The organism is Haloarchaeobius iranensis (assembly GCF_900103505.1).
Taxonomy (GTDB): domain Archaea; phylum Halobacteriota; class Halobacteria; order Halobacteriales; family Natrialbaceae; genus Haloarchaeobius; species Haloarchaeobius iranensis.
The window spans coordinates 105,375-124,889 of sequence record NZ_FNIA01000004.1 but is presented as its reverse complement, the minus strand read 5'-3'; the positions used below and the strand labels follow the sequence as shown (position 1 = coordinate 124,889).

Genomic DNA, 19,515 nt, shown 5'->3' with positions numbered 1-19,515 from the left:
CGGGTGCATACACGGTCAACTCACCGACTGACACAGCGTCTCACGACGTGAGTTTTAATAACACCCCTGACAAATCATTCCTGACGATACATGAGTCCCGACGACGTCGCTTCGGCGGTCGAGCTCCTCGACCGACGGCGACAGGTGCTGGGGCATCTCGGGAGGGGCGGACATCACGTGCGGGATCTCTGTGACGAGCTCGACGTCTCCCGTTCGACCGTCAACCGGGCCCTCCGCGAGCTCGAGGACGCAGGCTGGGTCGAACGTGCCGACGACGGCTACGTCCGGACCACCACTGGTTCGCTCGCCCTCCAGGAGTACCGCGATCAGGTAACGGCGCTCGACGCCGTCCAGCGACACGCCGACGCGCTCGCGCCACTGCCGGGGGATACCCCGCTCGAACCGGCCGTCCTCGCCGACGCGACCGTCGAGACGGTCGCCGAGGCCGACCCGTTCGAGCTGGTCGGGCGACTGCGCTCGGCGCTCGAAGACGCGACCGCGGTGCGAGGGGTGTGGCCCTCGGTCACCGACGACCGGACCGTCAGCACGCTCCGTTCGCTCGTCGACGACGGTGCCGCCGTCGCACTCGCCGTCGACGAGGGGGTCCACGAGACGATGCGCTCGGTCGCGCCGACGACGTTCGGCCCGGACGACACCGCGGAGGTTCGGGTCGAGACGAGCGACGACGTGCCGACACGGCTCGGCGTGTTCCTCGTGGAGGCACCGGACGCCAGCCGCGTGTTCGTGACGATCTACGAGGAGGGTGGGTCCATCCACGCGGTCGCCGACGTGGCGGCGACGGAGGCGGCGACCAGCTGGGCGACGACCGTCTTCGACGCCGCCGAGACCCCGTCGGTCGACCGGAAGACCGGCGTCAGCTCCCTCGTCGGCGCCGCGGCCGATGTGCCAAGGTGGGACGAGGCGAGCAAGGCCGTCCTCCGGAGCCAGGGGTTCGTGCCGGTCGACGAGCGCACGCTCGCACACGACGACGACAGGTCGCCGGGTGCCATGCTGCGGACGACACCGACGCTCGGGGCGGTCGCCGCGGGCCGGACGCTCGACCGCGAGCACGTCGTCGACGGCCAGCGGCGCGAGTTCGCCGTCGACCTCGTCGACGCGCTCGCGACGGGCGGGAACCTGGCGGTCGTCGGGCCGCCCGGTGCGGGGAAGAGCACGGTCTGCAAGGCGGCCGCCTGTCGCTGGCGCGAACGTGGCAACGGTCCCGTCTGCTATCGCGAGAGCGACAGCGCCGCCGTGCTCGACGACCCGCTGCGGCTCGCCGCGTCGCTCGACGAGGCACCCGGCACGCCACTCGTAGTCGTGGAGGACGCCGTCCGGCCCGCGGCCAACGCCGTCTTCGAAGCCCTGGAGCAGGCCGACGACGACATCGCGTTCCTGTTCGACGCACGGCAGTCGGAGTGGTCGTCACCCCCGGAGCCGCTCGACCCGCGTCGGGAGTCGCTCCGACAGGGCGGCGTCGAGACCGTGCAGGTCCCCGACCTGGACGACCAGGAACGTGTACGACTGCACGACCACGTCGCGAGCATCGTCGACGGCCCCATACCTCCGCTCGAGGAGTTCGTTGACGACGAGGACCTGGCAGGCGACTCCGCGAGGCCGCCACAGGCCACGGGAAGCGACGGTGCCGGAGAGCTGCTGACGCTGGCACACCGCTACGGGAACGCGGCCGACATCGCCGTGGAGGGTGACCGGCGGACGGCGAGTCCACTGTCGCGGAACGTCCGCGACGTGTACGACGACGTCGCGGACGACCCGGCAGTGCTCGTGGTCGCGACACTCGTGAACGTGCTGAACGCAGGCGGTCTCCCCGTCGAACGGGACCTGCTCGACGCGCTCGCCCTGGACGACGACGGGCCCGAACCCCGCGCGGTCGAGCGGGCAGTGACGGCACTCCAGGGCAAGGTGCTGTTCCCGCACGAGGACGGGGTCGCGGCGGTCCACGACGCCTGGTCACACAGTTTCCTCACGTACCTCGTCGACGAACGCGAGGACGCGAGCGCGCATCGCATCTTCGCCGCGGCGGTCAACCCGTTGTTCCGACTCGTGACCGAGCCGTCGCTGCGGAGCGAGGTCGTCCGCTACCGGCAGGGGGACGCGCCGACGGTCGACGCGTTCGACGACAGCCCCGACCACTGGCGGGACGTGGTCGTCGACCGGGTGTTCGAACTCGGCCGGGACTCACCCAACCTCGCGCCGCTGTACGGCCACCCCAAGTACACCGAGCTGGGGCTCCCCGAATCCTGCTCGACGTGGTGTCGGCGACACGCCCTCGTGGGCCGCGCGCAGATGTACGTCGACGCGGGGGATTTCGACGCCGCCCGCCAGGAGTGCGAGCGGATCGAGACGGTGGCCGAAACGACGGCGTCGACCCGGCAGCAGGCGGTGCTACGGGCCCGGAGCCTGGAGGTCCAGAGCATCATCGCGGAGTCCAAGGGCGAGTTCGACCGGTCCCGCGAGCTGGCCGAGGAGTCGCTCGAGCTCGTCCGCGAGGTCGACGACCGGAAGGGCGAGGCCTCGGTGCTGAACGGTCTCGGACTCCTCGCGTGGTACCAGGGCGACATCGACGAGGCGGAACGCCGACTCCGGGACGCGCTCTCCATCTTCGACGAGGTGGAGTCGAAGCGCACCGAGTCGGAGGTGCTGAACCACCTCGGAATCGTCCAGTGGGAACGGGGCGACCTCGCCAACGCCGTCGAGTTCTTCGAGGCCAGCTATCGACAGTACCGCGAGATCGGCGCCCGGGGGAAGGCGGTCAGCACCAGCATCAACCTCGGTATCGCAGCCAGGGACCGCGGTTCACTCGACGAAGCCGTCGGGCGGCTCCGCGGTGCAGTCGAGGAGGCTCAGCGCCTCGGCGTCGCGAAACACGAGTCGAACGCCAACAGGGCGCTCGGGAACGCGCTCCGCTGGCGCGGCGCACTCGACGAGTCGGCCACACACCTGGCGGAGGCGCTCGATATCGCACGCAAGGAGGAGCTCCGGTATCACGAGTGCCGCGCCCTGCGCGGGCTGGCGGCGACCCACCGTGAACGGGGCGCGTTCGAGAAGTCGGCGCGGCTGCTCGAGACCTGCGACGAACTCGTCGCGGAGGTCGGCGACGAACGGGACCGCGCACTCGCACGGGCACACCGCGGCCTGCTCGTACTCGCGGGTGGTGACGCCGTCGAGGCGACCGAGATACTCGGCGACGCCGTGGAGACGCTGGAGTCGCTCGACCGGTCACCCGGACTGGCGAGGGCCCGCCGCTGGCACGCCCGCGCGCTCGAGGCCGCCGGCGAGTACGAGCAGGCACGGGACGCGTACGAGGCGGCAGTCGACCAGTACGAGGCCATCGGTGCGTCCGCGTACCTGCGGGAGACGCTCGACGAACTCAGCGAGGTCTGCGAACGCACCGGGGCCGACGAGACGGCAGCCACCTACCGGGACCGGCGGGACGCCCTCGAGGCTAATAACTGAGTCCGCCTGAGCGCCGGCTGATACGAACTTCTTAATATATCTGGACGAATCCGTTAATACATGACAGTCGTCAGCGTCTCCATGCCGGAGGAGTTGCTCGAACGAATCGACCAGTTCGCGGACGAACACGGCTACACGGGCCGGAGCGAGGTCGTCCGCGAGGCCTCCCGGAACCTGCTCGGGGAGTTCGAGGACAAGAAACTGGAGGAGAGGGAGCTCATCGGTGTCATCACCGTGCTGTTCGACTACGAGTCCTCGAAGGTCGAACACCGGATGATGAACCTCCGCCACGAGTACGAGAACCTCGTCGCCTCGAACGTCCACAACCACGTCGGCGACCACTACTGCATGGAGCTGTTCATCCTCGAGGGGAGCCTCACCGACATCTCGACGTTCGTCGGGAAGATCCGCGCCACGAAGGACATCCTCTCGGTCGACTACTCGGTGATGCCCATCGACGACGTCGGCAGTATCGCGTAGACGATGGCGGACCAGACCGTCCTCGTCGTCCGGAACGAGGTCGACCCCGACGCCGAGTACCACGAGGAGGCGCTGCTCGCCCAGTTCGACGAGCCGGTCGTCGCGCGCTACCCGGACGGCGACACACCGACGCTCGACGGCGTCGACGCGGTCGTTCTCACCGGGAGCACCGCGGGCGTGTACGAGGCCGACGAGCACCCCTGGATGGACGACGAGATGGCGCTCGTCGCGGAGCTGGTCGAACGCGAGATACCGACACTCGCCGTCTGCTTCGGCCACCAGCTCGTCAACGCTGCCCTCGGGGGCACGGTCGAACACGTCGGGACCACGGCGACGCTGGTCGACGTCGAGTTCGGCGACGACCCGCTGTTCGACGGCGTCGCCCCCGTCGTCCCCGCCGTCCACGGCGACGCCGTCACCGAGCCGGGCGACGGGCTCGACGTCGTCGCGTCCGCCGGCCACTGCCGCGTCTTCGGCACGCGACACCGCGACGCGCCGCTGTGGACGGTGCAGTTCCACCCCGAGTTCACCGCCGAGTACCGTGACCGCCTCGTGGCCGACTTCGGCTGGGAAGACGGCGACCACGGGTTCGACGGCGTCGACGCGACGCGGGTGTACGAGAACTTCCTGCGACTCGCCGCCGAGCGGTCGGCCTGAGCCGGCCGTCGCCCGACGACGCTTACGACGGTCCCTCCCGACCCGTCAGCGACGCGACCGCCTCGCGCTCGCGAGCTGTCGCCACCATCGACCGGATAGACGCCTCGTCGAGTCGATACTCGCCGGTCGACTTCTCCCGGGCGACGACGCCCTCGCGACGCAGCTCAGTGAGCGCGCTCTGGATGCGGTCGCTCCCCGTGTCGACGAACGTCGACAGGTCGCCCACCGTCAGCGGGGCCTTCTCTCCGAGCACCGTGACGACCTCCCAGGTGTAGCGCTCGTTGCAGTCCGCCTCGCGGATGGCCCGCTCGATGCGCTCGCTGATGGGGTCGGTCTCCACGAGTGCGGTCACGTCGGCGGTGGCGTCTAGCTCGTCACTCGTCGTCCCGTCGTCGGCCCGGCCGGAGAGCCGTCGCTGGAGCTGGTCGACGGCGGTCTCGAGGAACGCGATGCGGTCGCGCTGGTCCTGGACGACATCGGCGTCGACATCACCCGCCCGCAGCGACTCGGCCTCCTCCCGCAGGCTCTCGTTGCGCGATTCGAGTCGGTCGACCTCGCCCTCCAGCTCTCGCACTCGCCGACGGAGCTCGTTGCGTTCGGCCTCTATCTCGGCGTTCGTCTGGTCATCGTCACCCGCCTCGCTCACGCCGTCCGTCGCGTCGTCGTCGGCCCCGTCGGTGGGGAGCGTCGACTGCTCGCCGGGCGTCTCGATGCCGCTGTTGCCCGCGACGGCGTCGGCCATCTGTTTCGCGGCGTTCGATATGTCCTTCGCGCGCTCCAGCTCCTCCTCCAGGGTCTCGATACGCTGTTCCTTCTTCTCCACCTCGGCCTCGAGTTCCAGGATGCGGTTCTCGCGCCGGGACTTCTCCTCGCTGATCTCCTCTAAGTCGTCGACCAGGGAGTCGCTGACCGACTTCAGCTCGGGCCGTTCGAAATCCTCCAGGCCGGGCGTCGCGCCGGCGTCGAACGTCCGCTTGCGCCGGAACTGCACCGTCTGGACCTCCTGCTCGGCCCAGTCCGACATCATGAACGCCTGGCCCGCGTCAAGGTCGGTCACGCGCTCCTCGAAGTCGCTGCCGAGGATGCGGCCGACGACATTGGTGTCGTTCTCCCAGGTGAGCCGGTGCCAGACCATCCAGTTCGCCTGCGTGATGAAGTCCTTCTTCACGTCGGCCGGGCGCTGGCTGATGCCGACGATGCCCAGCCCGTGCTTGCGCCCGCGCTTGCCGATCTTGATGAGCATCTTCCCGGTCTCGTCCATCCCACCGCCCTCCGGGATGTACTCGTGGACCTCCTCGACGACGAGCAGGAACGGCTTCTTCAGCTTCTTCTCCTTCGCGAACAGGTGCTTCGCCGTCTCGAGGATGAGCTCGTTCGCCTCGTCCTCGTCGAGGTAGCCGGACACGTCGAGGATGATGGGGACGTTCTCCTCCAGGGCGAGGTTCGCCATCCGCTCGGCGTGCTCGGGTGCGATCTGGATGTCGCACTCCTCGTCGGCGCCGGCGTGGAGCAGCTCGTACTCCTCCTTCAGCCCGTAGTACTCCCCGTCGGTGTCGACGATGAGCAGGGGAAAGCCGGCCTCGAGCAGTTCCTCGGCGATGACGCTCGCCGAGTTCGACTTTCCGGACCCCGACTTGCCCGTCACGAAGCCGCGTCCGGTCAGCAGTTCCACGACGGGTACCGCCACGGCCGCCCCGTCAACCGTCTCTCCAAGTACGATCTCTTTCGTCTCGCTCATACCCGTCCTGCGAGGATACTTTCACCCAGGCTACCTGTATCTTTCCGTGAGACGTCGCCGTCTCCCTACACCTGGTGAATCTCGGCACGCTCGCCCTGGTACGCCTCGGGTGCGTCGCCGATGCTCCAGCCGGGGTTCGTCGTCTCGATGTAGGTGTACGTCCGCCCCTCGTGGTGGTACTTGTAGCCCTCGAGCTCCGGCCCCCAGACACCCACGGCCATGTGCCCGGGCGGTTGGATGAGCACGGCGTCCTTGTTGAACGCCGACGCCTCGAGGACCGACGCGAGTAGGATAGCGGTGTCCTCGCAGTCGTTCCCGCCGTCCACCAGCGTCTCCAGGATGAACTTGGTGTAGTCGTCGAAGCCGGCGGTCACACTGTCGGGCGCATACGGGAGCGACTGGACGACGTCCACCGCGAACTCGACCCTCGCGTTCTCCCCGTTCGCGCCGTTGGACCCGGCCTCCTCGTAGAGGAGCGTCGCGAGTTCGTTCGCGGCCCCGTTGACCAGCTCGACGGTGACGTACTCGTGCCTCGCACGGCCGCGGGACCGGCGCCAGGACTCCTCGTGTGCGGATTTGAACACCAGGAGGTTCAGGTCCCAGTCCCGCCCCGCGGTCCGGCCGCCGATACGCAGCAGGTACGCGCCCTCGATGGGCGTCCGGCTGTAGCGGCTCCCGGTCGACTCGCCGGGTTCCTCACCGGTGGGTGCCCGGCGGATGCGCTCCTCGCCGGAGTAGACGACGAACGGGTCGGTCTCCATGACGAACTCCGTCCGACCGGGGTCGACCGAGTCGATATCCGCGTCACCGGGCAGCAGGAAGACGACGTACTGGAGGCGCTCGTTCCGTGGTGCCGTGGACAGGTCGAAATCGACCGTGATGGACTGCCGTCGCTGGGAGCGCTGGAACCGCTCGCTGGTCCCCTCGGCGATGACCTGTTGGCGGGGGTACTCCATCAGCGCGACGTACAGCTTTCCGACGTCGGAATCGCCGACGGGCTGGTCGGGGTACACCTCGACCTCCACCCCGTCGATGCTGTAGGCGGTCACGTGGGTGCGGTTTCGCCAGTACTCGTCCGTCACGGTGAGTTCGCCACCGTTCGACGGTGATTCGGCCGGCTGTGGTTCGCCCTCCGGCGGTGCCGGTGCTCGCTTCAGCGAGACGAGGGGCAGGTCCGACACCCGCCGGAGGGAGTCGTCCTGGGGTCGAACCAGGTCACCACGGTTGACCGGATTGCTCCTGCGTCTGGCGGGGTCGTCCTCCGTCGGCACCTGGACCCTGCTGACACATCCCCCCAGGAGGGAGGTCACGCCAGCGCAGGCTCCGAGCAGGTGCCGTCGCTTCATGTTGTCCTGCCGTTACGACTCAGGGGTTATAAAGTATACTGTTATCTATTCACACAGGTAACCCGGTTATGGCGTCGGTACTGGCCCAAACCGGTGGTTATCGAGGGTCTCGGTCAGACAGTTCGACCTGTCACGCTGGCGGCATCGCTCCAGTGACGCTCGGCGACCGGCGGACCGGCAGTCGAACGACTGTTCGTGACGGAGCGACTGCAACTCGGCGTGACAGAAACGGGCTTCTACTCCGGGGCCGTCCCGCCGAACTCGAACGCGGACCCCGACCGCTCATCGACGCGCTCGGACAGCTTCTCCTCCACCGCCTCGGCCTCGCGCTCCGCCGCGGACGCGCCGGCTCCGGGGAGGGACCCGCGGTCCTCGTTCGCGGGTTCGAAGTCGATGACCGCCGTCTCCTTCGGCATCGCGTGGATCTCGATGCCACGCCACTCGCCGTCGACACCCAGCAGCGCCTCCGAGAACCCGGTCTCCTCGTTGCCGGGGACGGCGTTCTGGACGAACCGCATCTGGGCGTGGTTCAGCTCGAACTCGTCGGCCCACTTCTCGTCCATCCCGTCGAGCCGGTGGAACTGCTTGATGGCGATCTGGTCCAGGATGGCCTCGCTCTCGTGGTGCTGGAAGAACTCGTCGACGGTCTGGGTGATGAGCCTGATAGAGAGGTCGTGGTGGCGGTGGTGGCGGAACACGGTCTCCAGGTACTCCAGGTTCGCCGCGTCCTGCATGATGTACCGCGCCTCGTCGATGGAGAACACGACCTCCTTCTCCGTCTCCTTGGCGCGCTCGTACACCAGCGAGATGAGCAGCTGCATCAGCAGGCTCGTCGCGCCGCCGACGCTCCCCTCCTGCTGGGCGAGGTCGAGGTAGACGACCTTCTGGTCACGGAAGTCGAACTCCGTCGGCTTGCCCAGGTTCGCGTAGCGGCCACCCTCCTCGAACGGCCGGAGCTGGTCGATGAGCCACTTCGCGTCGTTCGTGATCTTCTCTGTCTCCTCGGGCGTCCTGACGACGTACTCCTCGGGATCGTTCACCATGTCCTCGAGGACATCCATGACCGTGCGGATGGTCGGACTGTCACGGCCGTGCGTGGAGACGTCATCGGTGATGCCGTTCCGTTCGTAGGCGTGGTCGAGCGCGGCTTCCAGCGTGGTCCGTCGGTCGCCGAGTTCCACGTTCCGGAGCTCGAAGTAGTTCACGAGGAAGCTCATCGCGTCGTCCTTCTTCTCCTTGAACGGGCTCGCGTCCTGCCCCATCGTCTCCCGGACGTGCTCGGGCGTGGGCTTGATCTCGAGCGGGTTCAGCCCGAGGGTGCCACCGACCGTGATCCGCTGTGCGCCCAGCGCCTCGGCGACACCCGACCAGTTGCCGAGCGGCTCCAGGATGATACCCATCCGGTCCTCGCTCTGCTCGATGGACCGGACGAAGTTCTGCTTCGCCCCGAACGACTTCCCGGAGCCCACGTCGCCGACGGTGAACATCGAGTAGCCGTTGTCCCGCTGGAAGGGGTCCACGACCACCGGGCTGTCGGTGTCCTTGTGGAGTCCGAACTCGACACCGCCCTCCTCGAGGATCGACGCCTCGTTCATCGAAGCGAACATCGCACCGACCGCGCCGCCGAGCGCGATGGACTCGCGGCCGAACTCGTTGTAGCCGACCGGGGCGGCTGACTGGAGCGCGAGGTCCTGCTTGCAGATGGCGGTCTTCGGCGTGAGGTTCGCGGGGTCGTCGCGGAGCCGCGACCGCATCTTCCTGGTGGCCTCCTCGAGCTCCTCGCGGTTCTCCGCGCGGACCGTCAGGTACATCCCCTGGTCGAAGACGCGGGTGCCGCTCTCGACCGCCTTGTACGTCGATGCGGCCTCGTTCGCGCGCTCCTGCAGGTAGTTGCCGCGGACGCTCTCCTCGAGGTCGGCGTCGACCTGTAGCTCGTCGGCCACGTTCCGCAGCTCGTCGCGGGCCGCCTCCTGGTTCTTCGGCCGGAGGTGGACGGTGAGGTCGAACTCCACGTCCGTCGTCTGGAACACCTTCGAGAGGTAGCCGTCGGAGGGGTAGTCAGGGTAGTCCGAGATGTACAGCGTCGTCGTCCACTGCTCGCCCACGCGGGCCGCACGCGTCTCCCACTCGATGGCCGCGGGGGCGACCGCGTCGGCCTGCATGTCGTGGACCTCGTCGATGGCGGCCCATCCCTCGACGGCCGCTGCCTCCATCTCCTCGTCCATCAGTTCGTGCATCTCGACCTCGGGTTCGTCGTCGCCGAACCAGTGCAGCGGGTTGAGCTTCGAGAGCAGCCCCCCGCCGTCCGCCTCGGTCTCGCCGGCGAGCTCCTCGGTGTCGAGCCCGTCCGCGTCGAGCGCGTCGTCGTCGCCGTCGACCGACCACTCCGCATCCTCGGGGACCGCCTCCGGGGCGTCGTCCTCGCGGTCATCGTCCGCCGGCGGCTCTTCGTCCCCGAGTTCGTCGTCGACCGTCTCAGAACCGGACCGCTCAGCCGCCGTCTCGTCCGCCGCTTCGGGCGGCTCCTCGGCCTCCTGCGAGTTCCCGAACAGCCCCAGGGCGAGTGTGCTCCCGGCGAGCAGCAGTGCCCCGCCCGCCGCGACGAACTCAGTCATCCACCTCACCCCGTTCCGTCCGTCCGATGGCCGGGCTGGCCGTCAGTGACTCCGAGGCCGTCCCGAAGTCGTGCTCCTCGCCGTTCCAGAAGTCGAGGCAGAGACCGAACAGCTCGACGGTGCTCAGTCGGCGGGAGTCCCAGCCGTTGATGTTCTGGACCAGCTCACCCTCGATGGTCGCGAGCCGGTCGTCCAGCCGGTCGAACATCGCCATGTGGCGTTCCGCCTCCGTGCGGTCCTGATGGCGCCCCACGAACGGCGAGAACAGGATGCCCAACAGGGGGATGTTCGAGAGCTTCTCCAGCGGTGTCGGCTCGTGCTCGTAGCGGTTCTTGATCTCGAACTCGTCGACCCGGACCCCGATGTAGAACTGGAGTTCCTGTGCCCCGCGTGCCCGCATCTGGCTGGGCCGGCGCTCGCGGTACTCGTCGAGCAGCTCCGCGAAGATGGGGTTGTTCTGGACGTCGTCGTCGAGCATCCGCTGGTTGAGCCGTTCGACCAGCTTCTCGACGGGGTAGGTGCTCGTCGTCGCGTGGAACTTGAGCTGGAAGTCGAGCTCCTTGTTCGCGAACTCGGAACATGCCTCCTGGATGGCCGCCCAGTCGTCCGCCATCGCGAAGTCCATGTTGCCGGGCTCGACCTGCACGTACGCCTCCATGACGCCGTCCCGACGCTGTATCGCACCAGCACCCGGCCAGGCTCGCTCGATGTTCGTCAGGTCCTGCGTCCGTTCGTCCGGTTTGAACGGGGTGTAGTTCAACAGACCGCCCTCGTTCGCTGTCGTGTCCGTCGATGTCTCTGTCATCGTTTCGTAGTACGGGACGCTGTAGGTCCAGTTCGGCCGCTTCAGATGTCGGTAGACGGCGCCCAGATACGCCGGGGCCGTCAGGTGTGACGGCGTGACGTACACCACGCCGAGCATCAGGAGGAAGCTCAGGACCAGCGTCGGCAGGATGAACGCGTCTACCGTCATCGCGACGACGAGCATCGCGAGGATGGGGACGACCACCACCACGCCCACGTCGCCCTCGGAGATGTTGAGGTAGGGGATGCGGCTCTCCTCGCCGAACTGATCCATGATCCGTCGGTTGGATTTGTCTTCGGTCGACATCTTCAGTCACCACTCGCGTCGTCGTTCGTTCGTCGATACGACTCGGTCTCCACGTTGCGCTCGATAACCCGCTGTGTCGCACCGGTGCCGGTCACCTCCGCGCTGACGTGGGAGGCGACCTCGACCGCGCCGGCCTCGACCCGTTGCTGGATGGGCTCCGCGTACGCGAAGGTCTTCCAGGTGACCCACAACAGGAGCACCGGGAAGGTGATGCCGACGAGGAACTGGACGGTCGACGGCGACCCGGACACCTGTCCGAGCAGCTGGAGGTCGTTGAACAGGACGTCGTACACCATCAACAGCGCACCGGCGGGCAGGGGCAGGAGCACCCAGGTGAAGAAGTGCTTCACGAACCGCTTGGCGACGGTCGAGACGTACGGCACGTTCCCGAACAGCAGGGCGATGCCGATGGGCATCGCGTACAGGTAGACGTACAGCACCAGCCAGCGGAGCATGAAGATGGTCCGCACCGCGAAGGCCGCCAGCGCGCCGACGGCGTACAGCGGCAGCAGGAAGACGGGATTCCTGAGTACGTTCACGCCCGTCGCGCCGCCGACCGACCCCGTACCGGGCTGCTGGATGTCGTTCGAGTTGATGACCACGTTCACGTACTCGGCCATGTAGTCGAGTATCGTGTTGTACGACCCGCCGTTGACCGTGAGGTCTGGGATGAGCACCGTTGTGAACCCCTGCGCGAGGTAGAGCACCAGCACACCGAGCCAGTACCACGTCACGATGGCGAAGAAGCCGACCCACGCCGACTTCCGCGTCCGGCGGGCGAGCTTCGTGTTCCCGTAGTTGAACACCTTCGCCACCGTGTGGCCCTGCACACAGACGACCAGCAGGACGATACCGAAGACGAGCATCTCCGGCGAACTCCCGCCGAGGGTCGTCGCGTCGTATATCCGGCCGAAGATCTGGTTCGACCCGCCCGGGTCCTGGAATATCACGCCCGGGTTGTACGCGGTGCTCGGAACTGGTGTGCCGAGCAGCGACGGGTTCCCACCGCCCTGGTGGAGGCTCCCGCTCACGGCGCTGAAATCGTCGAACGCCTGGATGGTCGCGATGCGCAGCCAGTTGATGAGCCACGCGACGATGTCGCGGAACCACTGGAGGCCGTAGTCGCTGAGGTCCTGGAGGACCAGGAGTCGGTCGAACACCGATGTCGGACCGGCCGGGAGCCGGCTCATCGGCGCCCCCGTGTCCGGCCGAACTTGCGCAACACGTTCTTCGCCACGAACAGCACCAGCAGGAGCGGCAGGCCGTACAGCAGGACCTGGGTCACGTAGTCGACCAGCTCACCGAGCGTGTCGATCGAGCGGTGTTTCACCACCGCCGAGTCGCCGGTGTAGGCCGGGTCGGCACGGAGCCAGGACCCGGGCTCGTAGCGGACGTTGAACCGACCGGTCCGGTTCAGCGTCACGTTCGCGACGCCGGGTTCGTCCATACGGACGCGTTCGCCGTTCACCGCCAGGTAGCCCGAGCGGTTCTGCACGCTGGGGCCACGCAGCGGGTCCGGTGCCTGTTCGCGGAGGTCGATCGGGTCACCCGTCTGGTTGTCCATGAGTTCGATATGTAGTGTCGTGTGGGAGTCGTTCGAGCGGCCGGGGACGACCTCGACCGTGACGTTGCTCCGGTTCACGTCGCGGACGATGTCCACGTCGTCGCCGAGCACGGAGGCGTCCACGTTCGAGAGGTTGACCAGGTAGGCCTCCTCGCCGCGGACGATGCCGTGGACGCGGAGCCTGTCGCGCGAGATGTCGTCCGCACGGATGGCCACGCCGTAGGACGGTTCGTAGCTGTCCTGGGCGATGTCCACGTTGACGTTGGTGCTCGCGACGTTCGAGGCCGGGGAGTCGAACGTCGACCCCCAGACGTCGAGTATCTCGGACTGGTTGCCGCTCGGCTCGAGCGTCGCCCCGGTCGCCGACGGGAACGCGTGGACGTACGAGGGCAGAGCCACCGACGTCCGCGTGTCGCTTCCCGTGCGTGACCGGACCTGTACCGTGTCCCAGTCGGTGTCCCTGCCGGTGTAGAACCGCCAGTTGCCGGTCACTTCGACCGGCGTCCCGTCGAAGCTGAGCCCCTGCCACGGACGGGACTGGAAGACGACGACGCCGCTGTCCCGACCGGGGTACTCCGCGTAGTACGGGTACGCCTTCAGGTTGTAGATACGGACGGCCATCGGGTCGGACTCCGGCCGATGACTGATAGTCACCGCCTCCGACCGCGACGTCGTGTCGATGTCGCAGTCCCAGAAGTTGGTCGAGTTGTTCGGGGTGTAGTACGTACAGTCCCGCTGCCGGGTCGTGACCGACCGCTCCAGCGTGACGTTGATCGTCGCGCGGACGACCAGAGACGTGTCGCGGCCGTAGAACTCCTGGTACTCGTAGACGGTGAGGTGGCCGTCCTCGTTCGTGTCGGCGTCGTAGTCGCCGTTGTCGTTCGAGGGGTCGACCTCGACGCCGTCGCGGAGCAGCGTCACGTCGACGATCTCGCTCTCGACGAACTCCCACTCGATGTCGACGGCGGTGTCGTCGGAGTACCCGGGTGCGAGGCTCTGGTCCTGGCCTTCGGGGACGACCACCCGGTAGTCGACGAGCGAGCGGATGCTACCGTTCGGCCGGACGTAGTGGTGGCGCTCGTCGGGCGAGACGTGGCCGATGGTCGAGGGGTGGACCCCGAAAATCGTGGAATGGGCGTCGCGCAGGACGACCGCCGAGGCGACGCCGTCGCCCCAGTGGTCGTTCAGTCCACCCTGGGTGCCGTCGCTGAAGCTGAAGGTGCTCTGGAAGTCGCGAGCACTGGCCGCGTCGGGCGGAACCACCGACCGGTTCCGGTCCTGCAGGTCGTACGACCGGGTGAGGTCGAGGTGGTCGTTCTCGGACCAGACCGAGGCCGCCGCGGGCGGCTCCTTGTACGAAACGTCGGTCGCGTTCGCCAACTGGAGGAACGACTCGCTCCCCGAGGGGTCCGCGGGGTCGTCCACGTCGTGGGACCACATCAGCGCGACCGTCTGCCGGGAGAGCCCGTACTGTGCTTCGGGGTCGGGCGGTACGTCGTCGGCGGTCGCTGCCACATCGTCAGCGTCGGCCGGAGACGGGGCAAGCAGGCCGGCCCCCTGGACCGAACTCGCCAGTAGGAGTGCGGCGACAGCCATCGCGAAGAGGGACCGGTTCATCGTTCTGGGTCCCGTCGACTACAGGGAGGTCAGGTCGAGGCAGCTCATCTTGCTGCCGATGAAGCTGCTCCCGACGACGGTGAATATCGGCCCGATGAGGACCAGCGTGATGGCCGCCTTCAGCGAGCTGCTCTTGTACTCCTTTATGTTGCGCTTCTGGCGCTGGCTCAAGGTCAGGATCTCGGCGAGCGAGCCACCCTGCCAGATGGCGAACATGCCGATGAGGCCGACCAGCGTGGTGATCTGGAAGAACCGCTCGACGAGGTCGCCGAGTCCGGTCGTAGTCCAGGTCCCACCGCTCGAACTGGGCGCTTCACACACGACGCTGTCTGACTGTGCCATCACCGGCTGCACTGCGACCATGCTCAGCACGGAGAGCGTGAACAGGGCCAGAAACGCTCTTCGTGCGGTGAACCATCCATTGCTGCTGTCGTCGGAGTCGTTGGTGTCTGTCATTGTTCGGAGTGAATGTCGTTCTCTACGAGCGACTCGAGGTCGCTCGGTCGGTCCGTCTGCTCGACGAGGTCGTCGAGTTCGAGACCGGCGTCCTCGGCCTGGTCGACCAGCTGCCGTAGCTCGTGGGGTTCGATGCCGTGGTCCTGCATGACCTCCCGGATCGCCTGTCTGTACAGCCCGGAGGCGTTGATGTGGGAGTTCCACTTCAGGAACAGGACGTCCATCTTCTCTACGGTGACTGTGGTCGACTTCATGCTGAGTGCCGGTCGTTGGTGTCGTCTGGCTCCCGATACATCCTCACTTAGTTTCGATATTCGAATACATATAAAATTAACTTTCAGCATTTGCTTTTAACTACTCGGCAGGGTTTAGCAAAAGCCAAAGTTGTAAAATACATTTGCATAGGGCCTGAAACGTCTCTGCTCGGCAGAAATCTTGATATCGGGTTCGGCCCAGGGACGGACGAGTTACACCCGGGCTACTCAGCGCTACGATACCGCTCGTCGTCGCCGAGAACCGTCCCTGGTAGCTCGATGTCCCCCTCGCACAGCTCCTGTTACTGCTGGGTGGCATCGCCATCGAGAGGACGTACGTCAACCGTGTGACCCCGTTCACCGGGGCGATGGCGGTGTTCGTCCACGTGCTCGTCTCCGGCGAGTCCTCCATCTGGACCGGGCTGTCCCTCGACCTGGGGCTGCTTCTCGTGCTGTTCGGCGTCTGGGCCTACGCGGAGAACACCGTCGTCAACCGGCCCGAGTTCACGCTGCTGGCGTACTTCGCCTACGCCCCGTTGACCGTACTGCTCGTCGTGCTCTTGCCGAGCTGGCTGCTGTTCCCGGCGGTCGTCGTCGGCGCGGTGGTGAACGAAAAGCTCGTCGAGGAGCTGGCGCCGGCGAAGCCGTACTACTTCGGCCACCCCGACGAGGAGCGCGACGAGGGCGGGGCCGAGATGGGCGACGTCGTCGCGGCCGTCAGGGAGCGAGTGCAGGACCTCCGGGACACGGTCGAGGGGCAGCGCGAGGCGAGCTAGAGCCGGTCGAGCAGGCGTTCGTACAGCTCCTCCTCTCGGTCACCGACCGCCAGGAGGGCCTCGCTCGCGGCGTCGTAGGCCCGCTGGCTCTCCTCGGCGTCGTCCGCGAGGCCGGCCCGCTTCAGGTGCTGGGCGACGGCACCCCAGTCGTCGTCGATGCCGCGGGCCTCCGTGACGACCGCGTCGTCGACCGCCTCGAGTTCGGGCGCGACCTCCGCGACGAACGGAGCGAACAGGCCGCGGAAGGCGCTCCCCCCGGTCCCGCGCTTCTCGACGTTCTGGTACGCGAACCGGGTGCACCACTCGGCGTCTGGCAGGTCGGGCCAGTCGGGGAGCGAGCGGGCGAACGCGCGCAGGCCGTCGAGCCCGTTCGTCGCGTCGCCCGCCCACGTCAGCGAGTCCGGTTCGAGCATCGCCCGTGCGGTCGTCCGGAGGCCGTCCCGGGCGGCGTCGGTGACGGACCGGGTCGGGTCGTCCATCGCGACCAGCCAGTCGTTCGTCAGCTCACCGAAGAAGCCGTGTTCGGAGCCCATCGCCTGCCGGAGGTTCGGCCGCGAGAGCCGCTGGAGGTCGTCGTGTTCGCTGTCGGCGAGCGTCACCGACCCCTCGTTGTAGTCGACCGCGACGACGACGTGCGGGCTGAAGTGGACGTCCGAGTCGTAGTAGGGCAGGTAGAAGATGTCGACGAACAGGAGGACCGGACGTCCGGCGTCCAGGTGAGCGGTCACGTCGTCCCACGCCGCCTCGAAGGACTGCCCGGAGCCCTGTTCGACCGTGACGCCGAGGTGTTCGTGGAAGGCGGTCTCCAGCCACGGCGTGCGGCCGACGAACTGCTTCGTGGGGCCGTCCTCGGATTCGATGAAGCTGAACCCCAGACCGGCACCGATGCCGAAGCACATCGGTTCGGAGAGCCCCCAGCGCCGGTACGTCGCCACGTCGGTCAGCGACGTGGAACCGCAGTGGGCCCCCGCCGCGTGCTCGAATCCGTCCAACATGACTCGGCCGACGGGGCCAGGGTAAAAATCGGTGCCGGAACGCGACGACGCTCTGGCGAGCGTCGGCTCTCGGCCGTCTCCCCACGCCCCGGGGTTTGAGGATGCTGGCACACCGACCGACGCCATGGCCGACATCTCGCTCACTCCGGTCCGACGGGGCCGGCTCGTCGTCGACGAGGGCTACCTGTTCGAGGACGTGGGCCTCGGGACGGCATCGACACCCGACCCCGTCCACGAGCGCGTCGAGTGCCCAGTCTACAACGTCGTCGTAGAGCACCCCGATGCGACCGTCCTCTGGGACACCGGCTCGCACCCGGACGCGGCCGACGGCCACTGGCCCGCCGGGCTGTACGACGCGTTCACCCACGAGGGGCTCCGCCCGCTCGCCGCGGACCTCGACGCAGCGGGCTACCAACTCACAGACATCGACGCCGTCGTCCAGAGTCACCTGCACCTCGACCACGCGGGCGGGCTCTCCGCCTTCGCCGGCACCGACGTCCCGGTGTACGTCCACCGGGAGGAGTTCGAGTTCGCGTACGTGAGCGCGAAGACGGGTTCGGGTGACGTGGCCTACCTCGCCGACGATTTCGACCACGACATCGACTGGCGACTCGTCACCGGCGACCGCGGCACGCCGTTCCGCGATATCGCCCTCGTCCACCTCCCCGGCCACTCACCCGGGCTCGTCGCGACGGTACTGCACCGCGACGCCGACACGGTAATTCTGGCGGGCGACGTGGGTTTCGTGGACGAGAACGTCACCGACCGCCGGCCGATGGACGGCTCGCTGCTCTGGAGCAAGGCGGACTGGTTCGACAGCCTGGGCCGGCTCGCCGACCTGCGCCGTCGGCACGACGCGGTCGTGCTGACCGGCCACGACCCGGAGGCACCCGACCGGCTCGACTCGCTCTGACGCTCCCGTCCAGACCACCGGCTCCCAATCGCTTTTCTCGCCGCCCGCACATGCCGAGGTATGGTAGGGCCAACGGAGCGCGTCCAGGCGGTCGAGCGGTCGAGCATCAGGGTCATGTTCGACCTCGCCGAGCAACACGACGGCGACCTCGTCAGGCTGGAGGTCGGCGAACCGGACTTCGACACCCCGCCACACGTCGTCGACGCAGCCAGCGAGGCCGCCCGCGCCGGGCGGACACACTACACCGCGAACGCCGGACTCCCCGAGTGCCGTCGGGCCATCGCGGACACGATGCGTGAACAGTACGGCGTCGACCACGACCCTGACGAGGTCTGTGTCACCGTCGGCGGGATGGAGGCGCTCCACCTCGCCGTTCTCGCCACCGTCGGCCCCGGCGAGGAGCTCGTCGTTCCCGGCCCGACCTGGCCGAACTACGAGACGCAGGCGACGCTCGCCGACGGCGAGTTCGTCGAGGTGCCGATGCCCGCCGAGGACGGCTACGCGCTCGACGCCGACCGCGTCATCGACGCGATTGGCGCGGACACAGCCGCGGTCGTGCTCACCACGCCGTCGAACCCGACCGGGCGCGTCTTCGACCCCGAGGAGTGCCGCGCCGTCGTCGAGGCCGCCGCCGACCACGACGCGTACGTCGTCGCCGACGAGGTGTACCTCGGACTGGCCTACGACGGCGATCCGACGGGCATCGCCGCGCACACAGGCCACCCGGACCACGTCCTCACCGTCGGCTCGTGCTCGAAGACGTACGCGATGACGGGCTGGCGGCTCGGCTGGCTCGCCGGCGACTCGCACCTCATCGACCAGGTCGTGAAGACCCACGAGTCCACGACTGCCTGCGCCTCCAGTGTCGCCCAGCACGCCGCCGTCGCCGCGCTCACGGGCCCCCAGGAGCCCGTCGAGGCGATGTACGACGCCTTCGAGTCACGCCGCGACCTCGTCGTCGACCGCATCGACGGCATCGACGGGCTCACCGCGCCGCGGCCGGAGGGTGCGTTCTACGCTTTCCTCGACCCCGGCGTCGAGGACGACCTCGCCCTCGCGAAGTTCCTCCTGCGCGAGCACGGCGTCGTCCTCGCGCCCGGCAGCGGCTTCGGCGACACCGGGCAGGGCCGGCTCCGGCTCTCCTTCGCCAACTCCGAGGAACGGCTGCACGAGGGCTTCGACCGGCTGGAAGCCGGGCTGCGTGCGTACCGGGACCGGTAGGCGACGCGGGTTCTGGCAACCGATTGGTGTGGCGCACGGCTGGCGAGCGTGCCGAACGAAGTGAGGCCGCTCGCTGCACTCGTGCGAGGGATGAGCGAGGGAGTGTCTCCAGACGGAACGGCGAGCGGAGCGAGCCGTGGAGTACTGCGACCGAGCGAATCGGCTGGGGAGGAGTGAGGTGCGGTGCTGTGCGGGGGCAGGACTGAAAGGGGCGAGCGTCTCGACGAACCCGGACGAAGCAAGCACCGCAGGTACGAGGAGCGCAGCGAGTCCTGGGAGTCGAGACGCTCGGGGC

General features: G+C 67.8%; 15 protein-coding genes. 6 read left to right on the top strand and 9 right to left on the bottom strand.

Annotated elements, in window-relative coordinates; genetic code table 11:
* Positions 1–90 precede the first annotated feature (90 nt).
* Genes BLT27_RS04730 through BLT27_RS04720 form a run of 3 tightly spaced genes read left to right on the top strand, consistent with a single transcriptional unit; the run spans position 91 to position 4,614 of the window.
* On the top strand, positions 91–3,477 hold the full coding sequence (locus tag BLT27_RS04730; RefSeq protein WP_089731889.1) for a tetratricopeptide repeat protein: 3,387 nt from the start codon (positions 91–93) through the stop codon (positions 3,475–3,477).
* A 60-nt stretch (positions 3,478–3,537) separates the two neighbouring features.
* Entirely contained in the window at positions 3,538–3,957 is a 420-nt protein-coding gene (locus BLT27_RS04725) for a CopG family ribbon-helix-helix protein (RefSeq protein ID WP_089731888.1), read from the top strand.
* Positions 3,958–3,960: 3 nt separating this feature from the next.
* Positions 3,961–4,614, top strand: a complete 654-nt coding sequence (locus BLT27_RS04720) for a type 1 glutamine amidotransferase (RefSeq protein WP_089731887.1) — start codon at positions 3,961–3,963, stop codon at positions 4,612–4,614.
* A 22-nt stretch (positions 4,615–4,636) separates the two neighbouring features.
* Here BLT27_RS04720 and BLT27_RS04715 read toward each other — a convergent pair whose 3' ends face one another.
* The 8 genes from BLT27_RS04715 to BLT27_RS04680 form a co-directional block, all read right to left on the bottom strand.
* Positions 4,637–6,352 (bottom strand): helicase HerA domain-containing protein, encoded by a 1,716-nt coding sequence (locus BLT27_RS04715; protein ID WP_089731886.1) that lies wholly within the window; start codon positions 6,350–6,352, stop codon positions 4,637–4,639.
* Positions 6,353–6,417: 65 nt separating this feature from the next.
* Positions 6,418–7,698 carry a hypothetical protein gene (locus tag BLT27_RS04710; RefSeq protein ID WP_139172252.1) on the bottom strand — a complete coding sequence of 427 codons (1,281 nt, stop codon included), beginning with the start codon at positions 7,696–7,698 and terminating at the stop codon, positions 6,418–6,420.
* Between the two features lie 236 nt (positions 7,699–7,934).
* Positions 7,935–10,313, bottom strand: coding sequence for a VirB4 family type IV secretion system protein (locus tag BLT27_RS04705; protein ID WP_245707625.1), 2,379 nt, complete (start codon positions 10,311–10,313; stop codon positions 7,935–7,937).
* Positions 10,306–11,424: a TraC-like domain-containing protein gene (locus BLT27_RS04700; RefSeq protein ID WP_089731884.1), complete on the bottom strand. Its 1,119-nt coding sequence runs from the start codon at positions 11,422–11,424 to the stop codon at positions 10,306–10,308. Before BLT27_RS04700 ends, BLT27_RS04705 begins: the two co-directional genes overlap by 8 nt.
* A gap of 2 nt (positions 11,425–11,426) precedes the next feature.
* Positions 11,427–12,614 carry a TrbL/VirB6 family protein gene (locus BLT27_RS04695; protein ID WP_089731883.1) on the bottom strand — a complete coding sequence of 396 codons (1,188 nt, stop codon included), beginning with the start codon at positions 12,612–12,614 and terminating at the stop codon, positions 11,427–11,429.
* Complete coding sequence (locus BLT27_RS04690; RefSeq protein WP_139172251.1) at positions 12,611–14,605, bottom strand: DUF8186 domain-containing protein; 1,995 nt, start codon at positions 14,603–14,605, stop codon at positions 12,611–12,613. Before BLT27_RS04690 ends, BLT27_RS04695 begins: the two co-directional genes overlap by 4 nt.
* A gap of 18 nt (positions 14,606–14,623) precedes the next feature.
* On the bottom strand, positions 14,624–15,061 hold the full coding sequence (locus BLT27_RS04685) for a DUF7985 family protein (RefSeq protein ID WP_217639094.1): 438 nt from the start codon (positions 15,059–15,061) through the stop codon (positions 14,624–14,626).
* Entirely contained in the window at positions 15,058–15,315 is a 258-nt protein-coding gene (locus BLT27_RS04680; RefSeq protein ID WP_089731881.1) for a hypothetical protein, read from the bottom strand. Before BLT27_RS04680 ends, BLT27_RS04685 begins: the two co-directional genes overlap by 4 nt.
* Positions 15,316–15,662: 347 nt before the next feature.
* Between BLT27_RS04680 and BLT27_RS04675 the strand changes: the two genes are divergently transcribed.
* The gene (locus tag BLT27_RS04675) at positions 15,663–16,091 is read left to right on the top strand and encodes a hypothetical protein (RefSeq protein WP_139172250.1); all 429 of its coding nucleotides are present in this window, start codon (positions 15,663–15,665) and stop codon (positions 16,089–16,091) included.
* Here the strand turns inward: BLT27_RS04675 and BLT27_RS04670 are convergent.
* Entirely contained in the window at positions 16,088–17,086 is a 999-nt protein-coding gene (locus BLT27_RS04670; RefSeq protein WP_175526382.1) for a BtrH N-terminal domain-containing protein, read from the bottom strand. The genes BLT27_RS04675 and BLT27_RS04670 overlap by 4 nt on opposite strands.
* A gap of 124 nt (positions 17,087–17,210) precedes the next feature.
* Between BLT27_RS04670 and BLT27_RS04665 the strand changes: the two genes are divergently transcribed.
* Together BLT27_RS04665 and BLT27_RS04660 are read left to right on the top strand one after the other, a co-directional pair.
* Positions 17,211–17,999, top strand: coding sequence for an N-acyl homoserine lactonase family protein (locus tag BLT27_RS04665; protein WP_089731878.1), 789 nt, complete (start codon positions 17,211–17,213; stop codon positions 17,997–17,999).
* A gap of 60 nt (positions 18,000–18,059) precedes the next feature.
* Positions 18,060–19,220 (top strand): pyridoxal phosphate-dependent aminotransferase, encoded by a 1,161-nt coding sequence (locus BLT27_RS04660; RefSeq protein WP_089731877.1) that lies wholly within the window; start codon positions 18,060–18,062, stop codon positions 19,218–19,220.
* Positions 19,221–19,515: the final 295 nt, after the last annotated feature.

What these genes read in the sequence shown, in the direction of transcription:
- BLT27_RS04685 (WP_217639094.1), bottom strand. Translation starts at nt 15,061, where the DNA reads ATGACAGACACCAACGACTCCGACGACAGCAGCAATGGATGGTTCACC.
- BLT27_RS04690 (WP_139172251.1), bottom strand. Translation starts at nt 14,605, where the DNA reads ATGAACCGGTCCCTCTTCGCGATGGCTGTCGCCGCACTCCTACTGGCG.
- BLT27_RS04695 (WP_089731883.1), bottom strand. Translation starts at nt 12,614, where the DNA reads ATGAGCCGGCTCCCGGCCGGTCCGACATCGGTGTTCGACCGACTCCTG.
- BLT27_RS04730 (WP_089731889.1), top strand. Translation starts at nt 91, where the DNA reads ATGAGTCCCGACGACGTCGCTTCGGCGGTCGAGCTCCTCGACCGACGG.
- BLT27_RS04725 (WP_089731888.1), top strand. Translation starts at nt 3,538, where the DNA reads ATGACAGTCGTCAGCGTCTCCATGCCGGAGGAGTTGCTCGAACGAATC.
- BLT27_RS04710 (WP_139172252.1), bottom strand. Translation starts at nt 7,698, where the DNA reads ATGAAGCGACGGCACCTGCTCGGAGCCTGCGCTGGCGTGACCTCCCTC.
- BLT27_RS04700 (WP_089731884.1), bottom strand. Translation starts at nt 11,424, where the DNA reads ATGTCGACCGAAGACAAATCCAACCGACGGATCATGGATCAGTTCGGC.
- BLT27_RS04665 (WP_089731878.1), top strand. Translation starts at nt 17,211, where the DNA reads ATGGCCGACATCTCGCTCACTCCGGTCCGACGGGGCCGGCTCGTCGTC.
- BLT27_RS04720 (WP_089731887.1), top strand. Translation starts at nt 3,961, where the DNA reads ATGGCGGACCAGACCGTCCTCGTCGTCCGGAACGAGGTCGACCCCGAC.
- BLT27_RS04705 (WP_245707625.1), bottom strand. Translation starts at nt 10,313, where the DNA reads ATGACTGAGTTCGTCGCGGCGGGCGGGGCACTGCTGCTCGCCGGGAGC.
- BLT27_RS04660 (WP_089731877.1), top strand. Translation starts at nt 18,060, where the DNA reads ATGGTAGGGCCAACGGAGCGCGTCCAGGCGGTCGAGCGGTCGAGCATC.
- BLT27_RS04680 (WP_089731881.1), bottom strand. Translation starts at nt 15,315, where the DNA reads ATGAAGTCGACCACAGTCACCGTAGAGAAGATGGACGTCCTGTTCCTG.
- BLT27_RS04715 (WP_089731886.1), bottom strand. Translation starts at nt 6,352, where the DNA reads ATGAGCGAGACGAAAGAGATCGTACTTGGAGAGACGGTTGACGGGGCG.
- BLT27_RS04670 (WP_175526382.1), bottom strand. Translation starts at nt 17,086, where the DNA reads ATGTTGGACGGATTCGAGCACGCGGCGGGGGCCCACTGCGGTTCCACG.